The 16,667-nt window shown below is 49.4% G+C and carries 14 protein-coding genes; 8 read left to right on the forward strand and 6 right to left on the reverse strand.

What is annotated here, in order from left to right:
• The first annotated feature begins 67 nt into the window (after positions 1 to 67).
• The 8 genes from QUB30_RS14715 to sfsA all read left to right on the forward strand — a co-directional run bounded on the left by QUB30_RS14715 (position 68) and on the right by sfsA (position 11,951).
• The gene (locus tag QUB30_RS14715) at positions 68 to 3,172 is read left to right on the forward strand and encodes a methyl-accepting chemotaxis protein (protein ID WP_333334424.1); all 3,105 of its coding nucleotides are present in this window, start codon (positions 68 to 70) and stop codon (positions 3,170 to 3,172) included.
• A 141-nt stretch (positions 3,173 to 3,313) separates the two neighbouring features.
• Positions 3,314 to 4,024, forward strand: coding sequence for an HNH endonuclease (locus QUB30_RS14720; RefSeq protein WP_333334426.1), 711 nt, complete (start codon positions 3,314 to 3,316; stop codon positions 4,022 to 4,024).
• Entirely contained in the window at positions 3,996 to 4,121 is a 126-nt protein-coding gene (locus QUB30_RS33855) for a helix-turn-helix domain-containing protein (protein WP_445300501.1), read from the forward strand. The genes QUB30_RS14720 and QUB30_RS33855 overlap by 29 nt, the downstream gene beginning before the upstream one ends.
• Before the next feature lie 51 nt (positions 4,122 to 4,172).
• Positions 4,173 to 9,482, forward strand: a complete 5,310-nt coding sequence (locus QUB30_RS14725) for a response regulator (protein ID WP_333334428.1) — start codon at positions 4,173 to 4,175, stop codon at positions 9,480 to 9,482.
• An 11-nt stretch (positions 9,483 to 9,493) separates the two neighbouring features.
• Positions 9,494 to 9,628, forward strand: coding sequence for a hypothetical protein (locus QUB30_RS14730; protein ID WP_333334430.1), 135 nt, complete (start codon positions 9,494 to 9,496; stop codon positions 9,626 to 9,628).
• A gap of 430 nt (positions 9,629 to 10,058) precedes the next feature.
• Positions 10,059 to 10,202, forward strand: coding sequence for a DUF3095 family protein (locus tag QUB30_RS14735; protein ID WP_333334431.1), 144 nt, complete (start codon positions 10,059 to 10,061; stop codon positions 10,200 to 10,202).
• A gap of 173 nt (positions 10,203 to 10,375) precedes the next feature.
• Entirely contained in the window at positions 10,376 to 11,038 is a 663-nt protein-coding gene (locus QUB30_RS14740) for a glutathione S-transferase family protein (RefSeq protein ID WP_333334433.1), read from the forward strand.
• A gap of 190 nt (positions 11,039 to 11,228) precedes the next feature.
• Entirely contained in the window at positions 11,229 to 11,951 is a 723-nt protein-coding gene (gene sfsA / locus QUB30_RS14745; protein WP_333334435.1) for a DNA/RNA nuclease SfsA, read from the forward strand.
• A 124-nt stretch (positions 11,952 to 12,075) separates the two neighbouring features.
• Here sfsA and QUB30_RS14750 read toward each other — a convergent pair whose 3' ends face one another.
• From QUB30_RS14750 to QUB30_RS14775, 6 genes are all read right to left on the reverse strand, one after another.
• On the reverse strand, positions 12,076 to 12,402 hold the full coding sequence (locus QUB30_RS14750; protein ID WP_333234383.1) for a protease inhibitor I42 family protein: 327 nt from the start codon (positions 12,400 to 12,402) through the stop codon (positions 12,076 to 12,078).
• Positions 12,403 to 12,742: 340 nt separating this feature from the next.
• The gene (locus tag QUB30_RS14755; protein WP_333334437.1) at positions 12,743 to 13,180 is read right to left on the reverse strand and encodes a hypothetical protein; all 438 of its coding nucleotides are present in this window, start codon (positions 13,178 to 13,180) and stop codon (positions 12,743 to 12,745) included.
• 94 nt (positions 13,181 to 13,274) lie between these two features.
• Positions 13,275 to 14,363, reverse strand: coding sequence for a C1 family peptidase (locus QUB30_RS14760; RefSeq protein WP_333334439.1), 1,089 nt, complete (start codon positions 14,361 to 14,363; stop codon positions 13,275 to 13,277).
• A gap of 311 nt (positions 14,364 to 14,674) precedes the next feature.
• Positions 14,675 to 15,109 carry a hypothetical protein gene (locus tag QUB30_RS14765; protein ID WP_333334441.1) on the reverse strand — a complete coding sequence of 145 codons (435 nt, stop codon included), beginning with the start codon at positions 15,107 to 15,109 and terminating at the stop codon, positions 14,675 to 14,677.
• Between the two features lie 150 nt (positions 15,110 to 15,259).
• On the reverse strand, positions 15,260 to 15,991 hold the full coding sequence (locus QUB30_RS14770; RefSeq protein ID WP_333334443.1) for a helix-turn-helix transcriptional regulator: 732 nt from the start codon (positions 15,989 to 15,991) through the stop codon (positions 15,260 to 15,262).
• Between the two features lie 464 nt (positions 15,992 to 16,455).
• Positions 16,456 to 16,590, reverse strand: a complete 135-nt coding sequence (locus QUB30_RS14775) for a PEP-CTERM sorting domain-containing protein (RefSeq protein WP_333334445.1) — start codon at positions 16,588 to 16,590, stop codon at positions 16,456 to 16,458.
• Positions 16,591 to 16,667: the final 77 nt, after the last annotated feature.

Below are 16,667 nucleotides of genomic sequence, written 5' to 3' on the forward strand. Positions count from 1 at the left end.
ATCTAAACATTCAAGATAAAAATCTAAAATCTAAAATCTAAAATCTAAAATCTAAAGAGGGCGGCAAATGGCAACAAGTACCAACTTTCAGCAGGACTATCAACGGGCAGAAGCGGCATACATGGCTGGCAACTATTCAGAAGCCGCGGCCCTAGTTTATCAATTAGTAGAAGATTTTCCCGAAGACCCCAGCGCTCGCCTGCTGTGCGGACACATCTACTCCTACGGACTGCAGCAGTACGAGGTGGCACGGGAACAGTACACGGTTGTGCTAGGCCTGAGTGACGACCCGAGTTTGGTCGAACACGCTCACAGCGGAATTAACTACACCGACCAATTTTTATCTGGAGAACTGCAAACGGAAAGTTTTGAGGCTTTGTCTGCTGAAACTGAATTGGAATTCTACCCAGACTTATCTCTTGATGAAGGGTTAGAAGAACCGGATTTGGGACTTTTTCAAAAAAATTCCCCCTCCCTGTCCTATGCGAGTCAATCGCCAGAGGATCTGGAAAACTTGGACTTGGCAGACTTGGGCATGAGTGGGTTGGAGTGGGAACCAGAACAGGAAAATCGCGCCGACGCGAGCGAAGATGTAGCCTCGCATTCTAACCCCTTTACTAGCGACAGTGGCGCGATCGCAGCTTATGCTGAGACTTCCGAGGCGCTAGACATGGACGAGTTTAGCGACTCGGACTTTGGAGACCCTTTTGCCTCAGATGAGCCAGGGTTTGATGCTGCTGACTTGTCTAGCGGCAAAGTGTCTGGGAAACCAGCACCTTACTCAGGAGATTTGTTTTCAGAAGCTCCAACTCAGATGCTCAACGGTCAAAGTTTTGCAGCCCCTGAAATGGGGAATTCCTTTGACTCGAAGGAACTAGACTCCCCCACCGGGCCGTATGACAATTTTGCCGAACCTTTTGGGTCGCTCGATTTGCCAGATGAACTCGACGGGAACTCGGACTACGACTACCAAGCTCCGCCCCAGACTGGCCAAAATCACGGTCAGAACGCACCTCCGGCAGAAGAGGCAGACCCCTTTGCCGAGCCGATGTCGGGTTTCGGGTCTTCTCGCTCTCAAAACAAGCAGCCGAATAACGACTCGGACTACTCGTCAAACTATTCGCTGGCAGAAGACGAAACCCTGCTGATGGGAGGTGCTGTCCCCAACTCTCACTCGTCAAGGTCGAGCCGGGGACAATTTAATTCGGTTGATCGCTCCTCCTCCAACAGCAACGGTTACAGCGATTCGGAACCCCCGGCATTTGGATCTAGAAACAGCTTCGACTTAGATGCTTTTGAAGACGACGCTTTTAGCGATTCTTTCTCTTTCGACGACAATGAACAAGCGACAGCTTTCGGGGCGTCTGACAAGAACACCAGCGGCTGGTCGTCAAAAACTGGGAACACTCAAGAACACAGCGACTTTTTAGACGAATTTGACGAGTTTGACGATTTGGGCAATTTGCCCGACTTTGATATCTCAGAAGATGCCACCAGTTCGATCCTGACTAGAGGTAACACCAATTTCGGCAACTCGAGCAGCGGCATGATGGGTACGACCGGCAGCAGCCTGGACTTTGACAACAGCGACGGCTCGGCAATTCGGGATGATGAGATATTTCTCATAAACGGCCCTGCTGATGCCTCGGTGCCGACTTTTGCTCCCACAGAAATAGAAACGCTCGATACTTCGGTAACTGTAGAACAGGGGGGACTGGCTTTCTTGGAAAATGCCCCTTTGTTTACAAAACAGTTGTACACGGCAATCGGGGCGGGACTGGTTTCTCTGGTAGCTGTGGCTTTCGTCACCAACATCGCCTCTTATCAGGCTCTGCAGCAGCAAGACAAGCCGGAGGCGAGCAAGCCCGATGCGATCGTTTACCTGCGCCAAACAGGCTGGGTAATGACCGCAGCCGCAGGCTGTACGAGCTTTTTAACTTCTTGGGGCATCGGCCAGTTGATCGCCAAGCAGGTGCGCAAGTCCTCGGACAATTTGCAAGCTCAGTTCGATGCCGTATCTCAAGGAACTTTGGATGCTCGCGCTACGGTTTACTCGGAAGATGAATTTGGCAAAATGGCTGCTAAATTCAACCACATGGCGAAGGTCATCCAAACGACGATTAGCGATACCAGGCGCAAGTCTGACGAGCAGGAACAGGCAAAAGAAGACTTGCAGCGCCAAGTGATCCGCTTGCTAGACGACGTGGAAGGAGCGGCCCGGGGTGACTTGACGGTGACTGCGGAAGTGACAGCAGACGTTTTGGGTGCTGTTGCTGACTCGTTTAACTTGACAATTCAAAATCTGCGCGAAATCGTCCATCAGGTGAAGCAGGCGGCTCGGGAGGTCAGCAAAGGCGCTACGGATAGTGCCAAGTTTGCGGGCGATTTGTCTTCAGACGCGCTGCGGCAAGCTGAGGAACTGGCGGCAACCCTGAATTCGGTGCAAGTCCTCACAGACGCGATTCAGCGGGTCGCAGAGAGCGCTAGAGAGGCCGAAGAAGTGGCCAGGGGCGCGGCGGCAACGGCTTTAAAAGGGGGCGAGGCTGTGGAGCGGACGGTGGCGGGGATTTTGGAAATTCGCGAAACAGTAGCAGAAACCACGAGAAAAGTCAAGAGGTTGGCAGAAGCTTCTCAAGAAATTTCTAAGATTGTGGCTTTAATTGCGACGATCGCCTCGCGGACGAATTTGTTGGCCCTCAATGCTAGTATTGAAGCCGCAAGGGCTGGGGAAGCGGGCAGAGGATTTGCGATCGTGGCAGACGAAGTGCGACAATTGGCAGACAGATCGGCTAAGTCTTTGAAAGAAATCGAACAGATCGTGATGCAAATTCAAAGCGAAACCGGCGCGGTAATGACGGCGATGGAAGAAGGTACGCAGCAGGTTATTGAGGGGACAAGATTGGCAGAACAAGCGAAGCGATCGCTTGAAGATATCATTCAAGTAACTAATCGAATAGACGTGCTAGTGCGATCGATTACTGCCGACACTGTAGAGCAAAACGAAACAGCTCGCGCCGTAGCTTCTGTTATGCAAGCAGTGGAATTAACGGCTCAGGAAACATCCCAAGAAGCACAGCGAGTTTCCGGTGCTTTGCAAAATTTGGTAGGCGTTGCTCGCGACCTTTTGACATCAGTAGAACGATTCCGAGTAGAAACAGCAGAAAGACAATAATTAATTGTCTAATGCTTTTTAATCGGTTGATTTACAAGCACATTAGTGTGGCAATGATGGCAGACAAAAAGCTACCTCGCAGTTTTGAAACCGCTGCGGGGATGCTAATTCAACACCTAAAAAAAAGTAGGAGTTGCACAGATGGAGGATAACATAGTAGAGGTCATTCCTGGCATCTTTGGTGAAGTTCAGCCGACGGGCTATACGATTACTCTCTCAAAAAACAACCGGGGATATGCCAATAAAAGATTTCGGATAAATGGTGAACGGAAAAGGCTGACTGTCCACTGCTTGGTATTAGAAAATAGCTTAGATAGTCCGATTAGACCAGAATACCTTGCTTGCCATATTTGCGATATCCGTAACTGCATAAATCCTAACCATTTATGGGAAGGTTCTAGGCTAGAGAATTCTCAAGACAGGTTGATAAAAGGACGGATGAAAGATGTCGGAAGTACATCGGCCCCTCAACCTCAAAAACAACTGCGAGGCATAGAAATAATTCCCGGCATTCGGGCCCAAATACAGCCCAATGGCTGCATGGTTTGTACCTGGGCTAACAGAAGTGATGGTTGCTCGGTGAAAACTATCAAGATTAACGGGAAAAATCAAAGTTTCTATCCGCGCAGACTGGTACTGGAACACAAACTTGGACGGCCTGTCAAACCCGGTTCTTTTGCTGGCCACAGTTGCGACGATCGCGGCTGTGTCAATCCCGACCATTTATGGGAAGGAACCCCGGCCGATAACTCCCGCGATGCCAAGCGAAAAAAACCGCTTTTTTTTCATTCCATCTGTCAACTGCAAACTCAAACCCGAACAGGTGCAGGAGATTCGCTATCTTTTAAGTGAGGGCATATCGAAAGCAAAAATAGCCAGGATATCTGCCATATCTCGCAGTCAGATTATTCTCTTGGCAAGGGGCGAGATCTACAAAGAACTTCTCTAGAACTACTAACATAGACCCAATACAATAACGCTTAAAATCAGGAATAAAACTATGCTGCCGGAGCAACAACAGAGGATAATGGGATACTTTATTGAGGAGGCAAAAGACCACCTCAATACGATCGAACAAGGCTTGCTGAATCTGCAAACTACGATCGAAGACCCAGAATTGGTCAACGAAGTATTTAGGGCCGCTCACTCTGTTAAAGGAGGAGCAGCAATGCTGGGGCTGACCAGCATTCAGCAAACAGCTCACCGACTAGAAGATAGTTTTAAAGTTTTAAAAGAGTGCAGCGTTAAAGTAGACCAACAGCTAGAGTCCCTGTTCCTGCGAATTTTTGACACATTGCAAGGGCTGTTAGAGCAACTGTCGGGACCTTTTGGGCTGACAGAGGAGTTGGGAGAACAGATGGTTCGAGAATTAGAACCAGTATTTGAAGAACTCAACGGCCACTTGGGGGGACTCGTCGGATACGGAGAACACCATGCAGACGAGAGCAGCCCTGTGGCAGTACCCGAACCAGTGATGGCAGGGATGGGAATCGCGGCGTTTGGCTCATCGAGGAGCTTTGCGGACTCGGGGTCAGTTTACGCACCTGATGCCAGAGCAACAGAAGAAAGCGCCCTGCAGCTAGTATTTGACTCGGACGTGCCGGCGAGGATGCGGGAAATGCTGCAAGAGTTCAAACAGCCCGAGGGGTCTGAAAGCAGGCGGCAGCTCAAGAGCATTTGTCGGAACTTGCTAAAGGCGGGGGAGGAATTTGAACTGCCTGGCTGGATAGAATTGATCGAAGTTGTAGAAAAGGCGATCGCCAACCCAGAAAATACCTACCGCACCTTAGCCCCAACAGTCATCAAAGACATCAAACAAGCGCAAGAATTGGTACTTTCGGGTCGAGAAGGGTCGATCGCACCGAGCGAAAAACTTCTGGGGCTGCTGCCGGCGGTGGTAATCCCAGAAACGGATTTTGAAGATTTGCTGGCATTCGCTCAACCGGTTGCGTCGGGGAAAAATGCGGTGTCTGTTGAGGATGCGGCCTGGGATCTGGCCGGATCTGGCGATTCCCCGGCGGGGGAACAAATCCTGCCGACTATTTCAGGGCTGAGCCTAGACGAGCTGTTCGACCAACTCGACACCGGCGAGACCAATGATTACAGCAGCGGTCGATCGCCCCAGTTCGACGATTCCCCGGGGTTCGGAGAATCGGATCTGGAGACGAGTGCTTCGGGGCGCTCGACCCGCACCGGCCCGGAAGTGGGCGCGGCAGAACTCAACACTTTAGCTGACTTGTTTGACGGCGAGTCCCCGGATCTCGACGGCGCTTGGGAAGAAGAAGAAGACCTCGACTATGCCCAGTCTTCTAGAATGCTGGCGGAGGGAATGCTGGAGTCAGAGGATGACAATTCCGGCGATTTTACTGATTTGTTGTTTGACGAATACGGTGAGGAAAATTCGGAAGCCAACGCGGGGCCGCCGATTGAAGACCTCACGAATTTGTTTGGGGAGGATTTGCTGTTTGGAGGCGAGCCAGAGGGTTCGGCCGGGGCCGCAGGTCAGGAAAAAGCGGGTTTGAGCCAGCAGTTAACTGGCAAACAGCTTAAAAAGGGTAAAGGTAGGGGCGGTTTGGAGCGGCAAGACGGCACGGTAGCCCCAGCCAGGGGACAAGAAGCTGAGGAAGATGCCCTGGGTACGCTTTTGGACGAAGTGGCGGCTCAAACTTCTGCTGTTGTTGGGGAGAATGGTGATTTGGATGACTTGTTCGGCGATTTAGGCTTATCTGAGGCAGCGGGTGTCCCGGCAGTTGCTTCTGAGGGTTCTCTCAATCCTGACGCTTTCGAGGCAGAATTTTCCGAGCCAGCAGCAGGCGGGGGCAATGATTCAGGGGATGCCGACACGCTCGCTGAATCCGAAATAGATGATTTCGAGTTTCTCTCTGAGCTAGGCGAGGACTCGGATTTGAGCGAGGGGTTCGACATTACTTCTGGTTTCCTGTCTTCAGAAGGCGAAGGTGGGAAGAGCGGGGGCGATCGATCTTTAGCTGCTCGCAGCACACAAAACGAGGAAATTGGCAGCTTTTTTAACATGACACCAAATTCTGATTTAGATATCTCGGCAGATGAAAATTGGCTAGAAGATGCTTTCGACATGGAAGACGAGTCAGTGCCTCCGGCAAACCTGGAGCTGGAGGATACGGATTTAGATGCGCTGTTTGGCGATATCACCTCGGGCCCGATTTCAGGAGATGAGGAGACTGTGCGCGGACAATTCGCTGCTACTTCCCGAGAGGCGGCGGATTTGGCTGAGCTGTTCGGTTCTGTACCTACGGGTACTGAGTATGATGGGGAAGCTTCCGGGCAAGTCCATGGGGATTGGCTGAATTTAGACGGGGATTCAGAATTGCCGAGTGCGGGTGTGGAACCGGATGAGGGCGAGTTGGCGAGTTGGTTCTCAAACAATGCTGCGCCTGTTTCCGACGAAGGCTTGGCAGATTTGGCAGCGGTTGAACTTGGGGCCTTGTCGGGCCCTCCTGATTCGGAAATTTCCAGTGTCGAGTCTGATGGGGGCGCAGCTTTCGATTTGTTGGAAGATATGTTTGGCGAAGGGCTGGTGCTGTCGGCGGATGCGCCAAATCCGGGGGATGAGGTGGAGGCTCTTGATTTGCAGGAGTTGTCGCCCGAAGTTCCCGAGGGCTTGTTGGACGGGGTGGGTGCGGATTTGTTCGATCGACCCGAAACAGATATTGTTGGGGAGTCCGAGGGTAATGATGATTTGTTTGAAGCCCTGGAAACGGATTTTGCTGCTGGGGATTTAGAGCCGCTGTCGGCAGAATCTCTCGATGGTATGTTTGACGGTGATGCTGATTTGCTCGAAGCTCTCGAAACCGGGGCGACTCTCAAGAGCGAAGAGTTGGAGGGTTTTGATGATTTGTTGGATTCGATCGATGCTGAGGTTCTGGTGACTTCGGAACTGACGACGGGTTTTTGGGACGCTGACGAACTACCCGCCCCTGAAGATTCGTCCGAGTCGGAATATGGATCGCTGGCGGACTTTTTTAGCGGTGCCGAATCAGGTGGTGAGGATGCCGAAGACAATTTTGACGATTTAGAAGCGCTGTTAATTGCAGGTGGCGCTGGCGCTGTAATAGCAGCATCTGGGGGAACAAATCAGAGTCCGGTAAATACGGAAGTTTTCTCGGATCTCGAAGAACTCCTCAGCGAGAGCGCAACTATGCCGGAAATTCACGTGGTACCGCCGAAAACAGCCAGCAAAGCTCCGCCCGCTGCTGCCGATCGGAGCGATGACGAATTTGGCGATTTAGAAAAACTGCTGGAAGATTCCAAGGACGGCGGCCGTCAAGGGGAAGGCAATATCGGGTCGTCGGCGCTCAACAGACCGAGGCGGAATGCCCGCGCGGGCGGGTTCGGCGACCAGACGATGCGGGTGCCGGTCAAGCAACTGGACAACCTCAGCAATTTGATGGGGGAACTGGTGGTGAACCGCAACAGTTTGGAGCAAGACCAAGAACGGATGCGGCAGTTTTTGGATAATTTGCTGCACCAGGTGACGCTGCTGAGCGACGTGAGCCAGCGGACTCAGGATTTCTACGAGCGGAGTCTTTTGGAGATTGCTTTGCTGGCAAACCGCCAGGGACACCGATCGGCCTGGCGCTCTGAGGATTCGGCTCACACCCGGGAAAGTGCCTGGAGACCGGAGGAAATGGACAGGTTTACTCCTTTCCACAGTTTGGCTCAGGAGATTATTGAGCTGATCGTGCGGGTGCGGGAGTCGGCGGCGGACATTGAGTTTTTGGTGGATGAGGCGGATCAGGTGACTCGCCAACTGCGCCAAGTCACGACTCAACTGCAAGAAGGTTTGACTCGCGCCCGGATGAAGCCGTTTGCGGAGACGACGGACAGGCTGTTCCGGGCGGTGCGGGAAATTGCGATCAAGTGCGGGAAGCAGGCTCAGTTGCAGGTTGAGGGTAAGGATATTTTGATCGACAAGATGATTGTGGATCAGCTTTATGACCCGATGACTCATTTGGTGAACAATGCGATTACTCACGGGATCGAACCGCCGGAGGTGCGTCTGGCGGCCGGGAAGCCGGCAGTGGGCAGGATTACGATTCGGGCTTTCCACCAAGGGAATCAAACGGTGATTTCGGTTTCTGACGACGGGGCCGGAATTGACCCGCAAAAGGTGAAGGCGAAGGCGATCAAGCAGGGTTTGCTGACGGCGGCTCAGGCTCAGAGGATGTCTCGATCGGAAGTTTACGATTTGCTGTTTATGCCCGGTTTCAGCACTCAGGAACAGGCGACGGAGTACGCCGGCCGCGGGGTCGGTATGGATGTGGTGCGGACTTGTTTGCACGAGATTCGGGGGACGGTGGGGATTGATTCGACGATCGCCAAGGGGACTGTGTTTACTATCCGTTTACCTCTGGTGTTGAGCATTTCTAAGGCTCTGACTTGCATTAGCGATCGGGCTCGGATTGCTTTCCCGATGGACGGAGTGGAGGATATGATCGACGTGCCTCGGGATCAGGTGACGACGGGGGATGACGGTTTACCCTGCATTGAGTGGCGGGGTTCGATTTTGCCGTTCCGGCCGCTGCGCGATTTGCTGGCTTACAACCGCCATTTGGGCCGGGGCAGCGTTTACGGGTTTAATACTGACGATGACATGATTTCGGTGATCGTGCTGCGGTCTGCTGGCAATTTCTTGGCGGTGCAGGTGGATCAGGTTTCGACGGAACAGGAAATCGTGATCAAGCAGTTGGAGGGGCCTGTGCCCAAGCCGATCGGGATTGCGGGTGCTACGGTGCTCGGGGACGGCCGGATCGTCGCGATTGCGGATGTTCTGGAACTGATCGATTTGGCTACGGGAAGGCTGCGGAAGGAAGCTGGCGGTACGCTGTGGGATGAGACCGAGAAGGCCACTAAGGAGGCGGAAACTGAGAAGACTGAGCCGACTGTGCTGATTGTGGATGATTCGATTACGGTGCGATCGCTGCTTTCGATTACTTTTGAGAAAGCTGGCTACCGGGTTGAAGAAGCTCGCGACGGTAAGGAAGCTTGGGAAAAGATGAAATCTGGTTTGCCTTGCGATATCGTGTTCTGCGATATTGAGATGCCGAGAATGGACGGTTTGGAGCTGCTTTCTCGGATGCAGAAGGATGCGGTTTTGTGCGAGTTGCCGATCGCGATGCTAACTTCTCGCGGTGCTGATAGACACCGCCAAATGGCTTACAGTTTGGGTGCGAAAGGCTATTTTACCAAGCCTTATTTGGAGGAGCAATTGCTTGATGCTGCTTCTCGGATGTTGAAGGGTGAGGTTGTTGGTGCTCCGGCTATGGTGTAAGTGGGTGAGGTTTGAAAATATCTGATTCCTGTGAGGGCGATCGCCCTCACAGGACTTGTATTGTAAATATTACATCCGGTCAATTACCAGCAATCAAACCAATTTTATTGTTGATCGTCCACGAGCGCGATCGCACGGCACAATAGCACGATTGTTGAGAAACTGGGTTTTTTATGCAAATACCCGTTGTAGACCGCAGATTCAGTAAAAAACCGGGTTTCTGAGTTCCGATGCGTAAGTCCCGCAGGACTGACAAATATGGTTTTGTTTCCCTCTTTTTTCAGCCATTTTTAGTGATATGGGTGGACTGACAGTCCGGACAAATTATAGGTTTTGTTAGTTGAGTATATCTGTTGAGCCTACCCTAAATGTGCAACGCCGATTTTTTAAGATTCAACTAATATTGATCTATAAATATATAGAGGCAAAATAATAGCAACTCCGGTAACATAGGAATTAATATTACCCACAGTCAGGAAACGGCATCGCCGTTTCCCTACAATTAATTGGAATAGGGACACGGGGCACTGGCGGTGTCATCGGTATCATAAGAAGTGCCACTGGAAACGATATAACTTGGTTTACGGTTGGCAGGTTTTTGACAGGGCGTTGATGGCTTGTTTGGTGTTTGAATGCGGCAGACAAGTGTATTTTGTAGATGGCGCTGATGCAAGTTATGCTTTAGCTGCTAAGGACATGAAAAAAAGATTGAACTCGTAATGGCTATGTTTATAGCGAGGAATTCAGGGCTAAGGTGCGATTGCGCTACATGGCTAAAGTCCCTACAACAAATTTTGATCTGCGTGCCTGTGTTTCGTGCTATGATTTTTTGGCGTTAATTCGCTCTAGCAACTCACGAAATTTTAGCAATTTAACTGTTAGGAGATTTGACTGTGCTGAAACTTTATTACAATCCGCTGTCCACTAACGCTCGCCGCGTCTGGATTGCTTTGCTGGAAAAAGAGATTCCGTTTGAATTAGTAGCGCTCAAATTAAATGGCGATCAATTTCAGCCTGATTTTCTGAGAATTAGCCCTTTTCACCACGTTCCTGTTTTAGCTGATGGGGATTTTCATTTAATAGAAACGCTGGCAATTCTTGATTATCTGGAAGCTAAGTATTCCGCGCCTGCACTGCTACCGGAGGATGCTAAAGAAAGAGCGATCGTCCGAATGGTCCAAATGGTAACAGTCAACGAATTGTCACCCGCAATGAGTCCCTTGGTACGCCAGACTTTCGGTGGCGCGGGCGACCCGGAAAAGTTGGAACAAGCTCGACAGCAAGTGGCGGCGGTACTGAGGTTTTTTGAGGATTTATTGGGCGATCGACCTTTTTTTGGCAGCAGCAGCGGCATTACCCTCGCCGATGTTGTGGCAGGAGTTTCCGTGCCTTGGCTGCCCGAGTTAGGCGTGTCTTTGGAAAAATACCCCAATTTGCAGGCTTGGGGCGATCGGCTAAATTCCCGCGCTTCTTGGCAAAAAACTCAAGCCAGTCCCGAACTGGTGGAAGCCTTTAAATCGCAGATGAAACAGTTGATGAAAGGTCAGCAAAGTTAGCCTTTGAGTGACTAAATCAATTAGTTAAGAAAGACATCGGACAACTGGATTTGATAACCGTGTTTTCCGGCGAAGAGAATTTGCGGTGGCACAAACTATCGTCCCTCTCTAAGAGAAAAAAAAAGAGGCATAGCGAACCAGATTTCTTATGACTAATGACCGATGACTAATGACCAATGACTAATGAGTAATGAATAACTTAATTTACAAATATCCTCCTCTTGTACCAGGAATTCTCATCAAGCGGTACAAGCGATTTTTTGCCGAAATCGAACTAGATTCGGGAGAAATAATCACCGCGCACTGTCCGAATACCGGCCCGATGACTGGTGTTTGCATTCCCGGCAATCCAGTGCTAGTATCTCCCAGCGACAATCCTAAACGCAAGTTAGCTTATACTTGGGAATTAATTAAAGTTTGCGACACTGTGCCAACTTGGGTGGGAGTTAATACTGGGCTGCCAAATCGAGTAGTTAAATTAGCTTTGGAATTAGGTTTGTTTCCCGAGTTGGGTAATTACAGTTTAATTCAACCAGAAGTAGTTTACGGGCTAGACAAAAAAAGCCGAGTAGATTTTTGGTTGACTGGCGATACTAAACCAATTTTTCTAGAAGTTAAAAATACAACTTGGGCAAAAGAAAACTTGGCTTTATTTCCCGATACAGTCACAGAAAGAGGACAGAAACATTTGAAGGAATTGATGGAAGTGGTGCGGCAGGGTTCGAGGGCTGTAATGCTGTATTTTATTAATCGCGGGGATTGTACTGATTTTGCTCCCGGGGACAGTGCCGATCGCCTTTACGGAGAATTGTTCAGACAGGCTATGAATGAAGGTGTCGAAGTTTTGCCTTGCCGGTTTGACGTGACGCCAGAAGGTGTTCGGTATTTGGGCTTAGCAAAACTGGATATTTGAGATTTGGTGCGCTTCATGGGGGCAAACTCAGTCAAACTGGTCAAGCCGACTAAATGCTACTCACCCCCCAACAAGCTGCTGCTTAGCCTCAGATGCGTAAGCCATGAAACTGTCAGAAGTGTTGCTATTCGGAGACTTGAACAGTGATTTGAAATTCCTCAATGGTTGATTCCTCACCAACCCACTCACGCAAGTTTTTTAGTTGTAATTTTACTCGACCGGGATTGTTTGCTTGAAAGGTGAACACGCGCTGCCCGCCACCACCTATCCCTGTATTACTAGGCAGATTAATGTCGTCACTTTTGAATTGTAAAACTTCTGTATCTAAGGCGGGCAGAGACCAGCGGTAGCCTGTTGTTGAATTTTCGTCTAAACGAAGTATGAGTGTCTGTCCGCGCTTGAGGGTTAAAACTGTACCACTATCGGCTTGAGATAAAGTTACTTCAGACATAGATTGTAATGTATGGGGTGATGGAGGTAGCTGTATAGATTGCTGTTTTGGCTGTGCGGTCGGCACTGGAGGAGATGTTGTGCGAGTATGTGAAGCAATGTTAGGAGACAGGGGGGTAAAGGATACTAAATAGGTCGAAAGGATTAAGGCTAAAAACATATTTATGTACAAAAGAAACAGCGATCGCCAAGTTTAGTCGCGCTAGAAGCGGAATTGGCTGGGTGGCGGTTGACGGTTGCATGGTGAACCTTGAAGTTGAACCATCAACCGTCAACATACTAGATGCAAAATCTTTGATTCCAGCGCGGCATAAACTGGGAGAGTCGGCGACAATCAAGCTTTACCAAACGTAAAGGGTGGATACTTTGTTGTCGGCTTCTTCATAGTATTGGACGGGTTTAGCTAACACTTTAGCATGGGCTGCAATGACGTTGAAGGCAACGATCGCAGAGTCAGAATTATCGGCAAATTTGCGCCAACCAATCTGATCCACATACATATAAGCGTTACGAGTTGAGCTGTTTGTCCACAGTCCCAGTACCTTTTTATCAGTTTGCCAAGCTGTGTTGCCTTGACTAACAGCATTTTGAGCGGGGGGATCGAAGGTGGGACGCTCTTCTTGACTTGCGGTTTGCTTCGCAGCTTGAACGGGAGGTTCTTGGGTGGGGTAGGCTTCCATTTTTATTTCCTTGGTATTGGGGTTGAAGGGTTGTACGATCGCCTGACAAGGCAGACAAACCTCATCAGGTGAACCGGCTGGATTGCTGGAATAAGTCATGGTCGTTCCTTAATCTCTAGAAGCGTATCGTTAATTGTTGGACTTGGGATTTTGGACGATCGTCTCAAGTCTGCTGTTTTTTACCAGGCGTAAATTACCAGGCGTAAATTTCTTTGATGATCCCGTTCTCTTGATAGAGGCTGACTGCACGATCGCCGGCTTTAGACGCAGCAAGCTGAATCAACATATCCAGGTTTGTTTCATCGCTAGCATCAGAGAGTTTTCTCCAGCCGATGCCTTCGCTGACATAGACATAAGCATTGCGATCGGCATTATTTGTCCAGAGTCCGAGAATTTTCACATTTGACAACCAGCCGGTTTCAACGATGCCATCCACCGCGAACATACTGGAGTCAATCCCGCACTGCCCGTAAGCGATGCGGAAAAAGCCATTCTCACCAAAGTTCTGTCCCCAGCTATTTTTGGCAATCCAATAGCCTTCGGTGTCGTTGTAACCCACGATCGAGACACAGTGACCACCCTCAACCTTGCCGCTAACCATGCGATAAATGCCGCTTTTGTAAGCGAAGAAATCTGTGTAGACAGTGAAGCAAGCTACCAACGCGCCGCGAGTGGAAAGCCATTCCTTCATATCTGCGATCGATTTAATCTCATGCCACCCGCTAATTTTAACGGCGCTACTTTGCCAGTTACTCGCGAGGTTGCTGCAATTTTGATCGGCTGCGGTGTAAGGGTAAGAAGCTTCGATGGCGAGTCCTGTTTTGGCAGAATCCATTGAGGGTGGCACCCACCAACCGTTCCCGCAGTTACGTCCTAGGGCGCGGGCATAGCAGTAGAACAAGTGAGCTTCGGATAAATCGATCGCCAGCGCCGGATTGTTGCGAATGCGGCGAATGGTGGTTTCGATCGTTGCCACAGTACCAAACGCCACACAAGAACCGCAAGAACCTTGGTCTTTGACTGATGTCACAAATCCACCTGTCCGCATATCGAAGCTAGCGGGATAGCCTGCTGTCTCGCCTTTAATCTGTGCCGACTTAAAGACTTCCTGATTGATCTTGGCAATCTGCTCTTGTTCTTCAAAAGATGGTTCGTTAGGCCCAGGCGTATAACCGAGGCGCAGTTGCTTTTCGGCATCTGAAAGCTGAGTCATGCTCGTTTCGCCAGCTTGCCAAGAGGCACCCGCTAGCTCGATTGCTGCTTGCAATTTAATGGAATCCATGTCATCTCCTTAAAATGTAAAGTAGGTTGGAATCAAACTAAAATCGCTCGTGAGTTGCCGTATTTTGTGCTCTTTTTTCGAGCTGCGATCGAACGCTGGATAACAGCGTTTAATCTAATAGTCTTCCAAATAAACTTTGCGAACAATACGACGATCCGCGTACAGGATTGTGAAGACATTGCAACAAATTTGGCCTGTTTTTGGCATAGCTTTTTCTCACAAGCCTGTAGCGTGAGAAATCTGGGCTTACACCCCAGCGCCAAGCCTTGCGTTTATGGCGTATGGCGTGGGGTTTCCGGCAAAAAAGCTAGCTACAAGCAGATAATCGTGCCGCTCTTAGAAACACACTTCCACGAGGAAAAAGGAGTCGTCCGATAACAAGCCTGTGCTTTATAAGTCAGACACTTACCTTGCAAACACATTTGAATTGATGCCTTAGCTAAAAGGATATTCCCTTGAAGTGTCTGGCACTTATTGAGACCTATATTGGCGCAGGCTACCTCAAGTCCTGCCAGTTTCAGGCAGACTTTAAAGCCATCGCCAACTTTGGAATAGCAAATTGCGATCGGTCCAATGATGTTAAAGCAACCGGAGAGGGCTTCATGCAGTTCTAAAGTTGCTGCCATCTCCTGATCTGCTGCGGCTACTTCCGCAACACCTTCTGGACTAACCAAGGTGGCTAGTCCCTCCCCATCTAGGAATTCCAAAGGATCGTAGTCGAGTTCTATCAATTCATGGTTTGCCATAATCTTGTCGCCTTCAATTAGGTTTTAGTTGTGGTCAATTAGATACTTCAGGCAAACAGCAACTGCGGTGATGCTGTTTGCTTTCTTTGTGTATGCTCTAATTCTCTTCAACATCAACTCGGGCAACAATACGACGATCTGCGTATAGGATTATGAAGATATTGCAACAGATTCGGCTTTTAATAACCCCAACTTTTCCAGAGCAACCATTACAGCAGCAGTCCGGGTTTGTACGCTTAGTTTCCCGTAAAGATGCTCAAGATGTTTTCGCACTGTTCCTTCACTGCAACCGAGAACTTTAGCGATTGCTGCATTGCTTTTATCTTTGGTAATCCAGAATAAAACCTCCGCCTCGCGTTTGGTGAGTCCTAGCAATTCCAGGGCGGAAATAGAGAAAGATTGCAGTTCTTCTTCCTCCAATAGCAACAGATATTGCTCCTTGATGGGATCGGGAATCAGACGGACGCTCAACTGTCTTCCTGCTTGTTGAATGTGCAATGGTAAACAGCGAGATGGAACATCTCCGTTGAACTTGAGTCGCGCAATCTGATCCTTGAACCAATGTTGTAAGGATTCTGGCAATGAATATGGGATGTGGGGTAAAAAATACTGGCTCAAAAGTTCTTCTGCCCGTTGAGTCATGAATTGCACTTGCCCTGCAATCTCCACAACTATCGCCCCTACCCGATCCAAGATTTGTTTGACTATTACGTTAATTAAAGTATCTGGTTCCTTGCCAGTGCGATCGCTCTCGACTTCGAGAGTAGAATCTTGGTAGCAATTTTGGTAACTTTTGGCATCAGCTTTTGCTGCTGGGAATTTATCAATACCTTCTGATGTCAAAATAACTGCGCGCTGACGCTTTTGTGTCTGGGAATTCATGGGAAGTATCTCCATTGGCATACAGGGTGAGAATCACGAAACAAGATACCCTTGCAGTGCGGGTATCTAGCTCATTTCACTCTTGTTGAGGTCTACAACTGTAGAAATGCACTCTGAAATTTTTTGACAGTCCCTGATTTAAGTGGCTTTTCTTAAGTAATCACTAACTAATAACACTCGCTAGCTGTTAGTTACCAGTCGCATAATCGAGTGACTTGCATAAATTTTATTTTTGTGTTAAAGGCAGTATAGGGTATTGTAGAGATTAGCGCTCGGCGAAAAATAAAGTGACAGTCAATCCATTTGAGATTTGAGATTGAAAAAAGCGACCCCAGGGACTTATCGGGGGCTTGTACCCTGGTTGCTTTCTGTCAGGAAAAAATTTTATTACTTAATCCGCAAAATATAAATTTCTACATGGGAGGCGATCGCGCTTTTTGGAAAAATGCGATCGCTTCCAACACCTAGCGCTGTAAAAAACCCTTAGCTAGGCGTTTCTTAATCTTGAAGGCAAACAAGCCTAATCCTGCAACGATCGTGGCAGCCATACTGCTAGGTTCTAGCACTGCTTCAGCAATACTGAGAGAATTGATGCCCACAGCCCGATCGCCCTCAGAACTGCTATAAACGAGCCGCGAGATGTTGGCCGCATCACTGCGAACACCGAGAAATTGAG

This window comes from Microcoleus sp. BROC3, from assembly GCF_036702515.1.
Lineage (GTDB): Bacteria > Cyanobacteriota > Cyanobacteriia > Cyanobacteriales > Microcoleaceae > Microcoleus.

Coding starts and splice junctions, on each gene's coding strand:
- QUB30_RS14750 (WP_333234383.1), bottom strand. CDS start 12,402: ATGTCTGAAGTAACTTTATCTCAAGCCGATAGTGGTACAGTTTTAACC.
- QUB30_RS14770 (WP_333334443.1), bottom strand. CDS start 15,991: ATGAATTCCCAGACACAAAAGCGTCAGCGCGCAGTTATTTTGACATCA.
- QUB30_RS14755 (WP_333334437.1), bottom strand. CDS start 13,180: ATGACTTATTCCAGCAATCCAGCCGGTTCACCTGATGAGGTTTGTCTG.
- QUB30_RS14765 (WP_333334441.1), bottom strand. CDS start 15,109: ATGGCAAACCATGAATTGATAGAACTCGACTACGATCCTTTGGAATTC.
- QUB30_RS14715 (WP_333334424.1), top strand. CDS start 68: ATGGCAACAAGTACCAACTTTCAGCAGGACTATCAACGGGCAGAAGCG.
- QUB30_RS14760 (WP_333334439.1), bottom strand. CDS start 14,363: ATGGATTCCATTAAATTGCAAGCAGCAATCGAGCTAGCGGGTGCCTCT.
- QUB30_RS14720 (WP_333334426.1), top strand. CDS start 3,314: ATGGAGGATAACATAGTAGAGGTCATTCCTGGCATCTTTGGTGAAGTT.
- sfsA (WP_333334435.1), top strand. CDS start 11,229: ATGAATAACTTAATTTACAAATATCCTCCTCTTGTACCAGGAATTCTC.
- QUB30_RS14725 (WP_333334428.1), top strand. CDS start 4,173: ATGCTGCCGGAGCAACAACAGAGGATAATGGGATACTTTATTGAGGAG.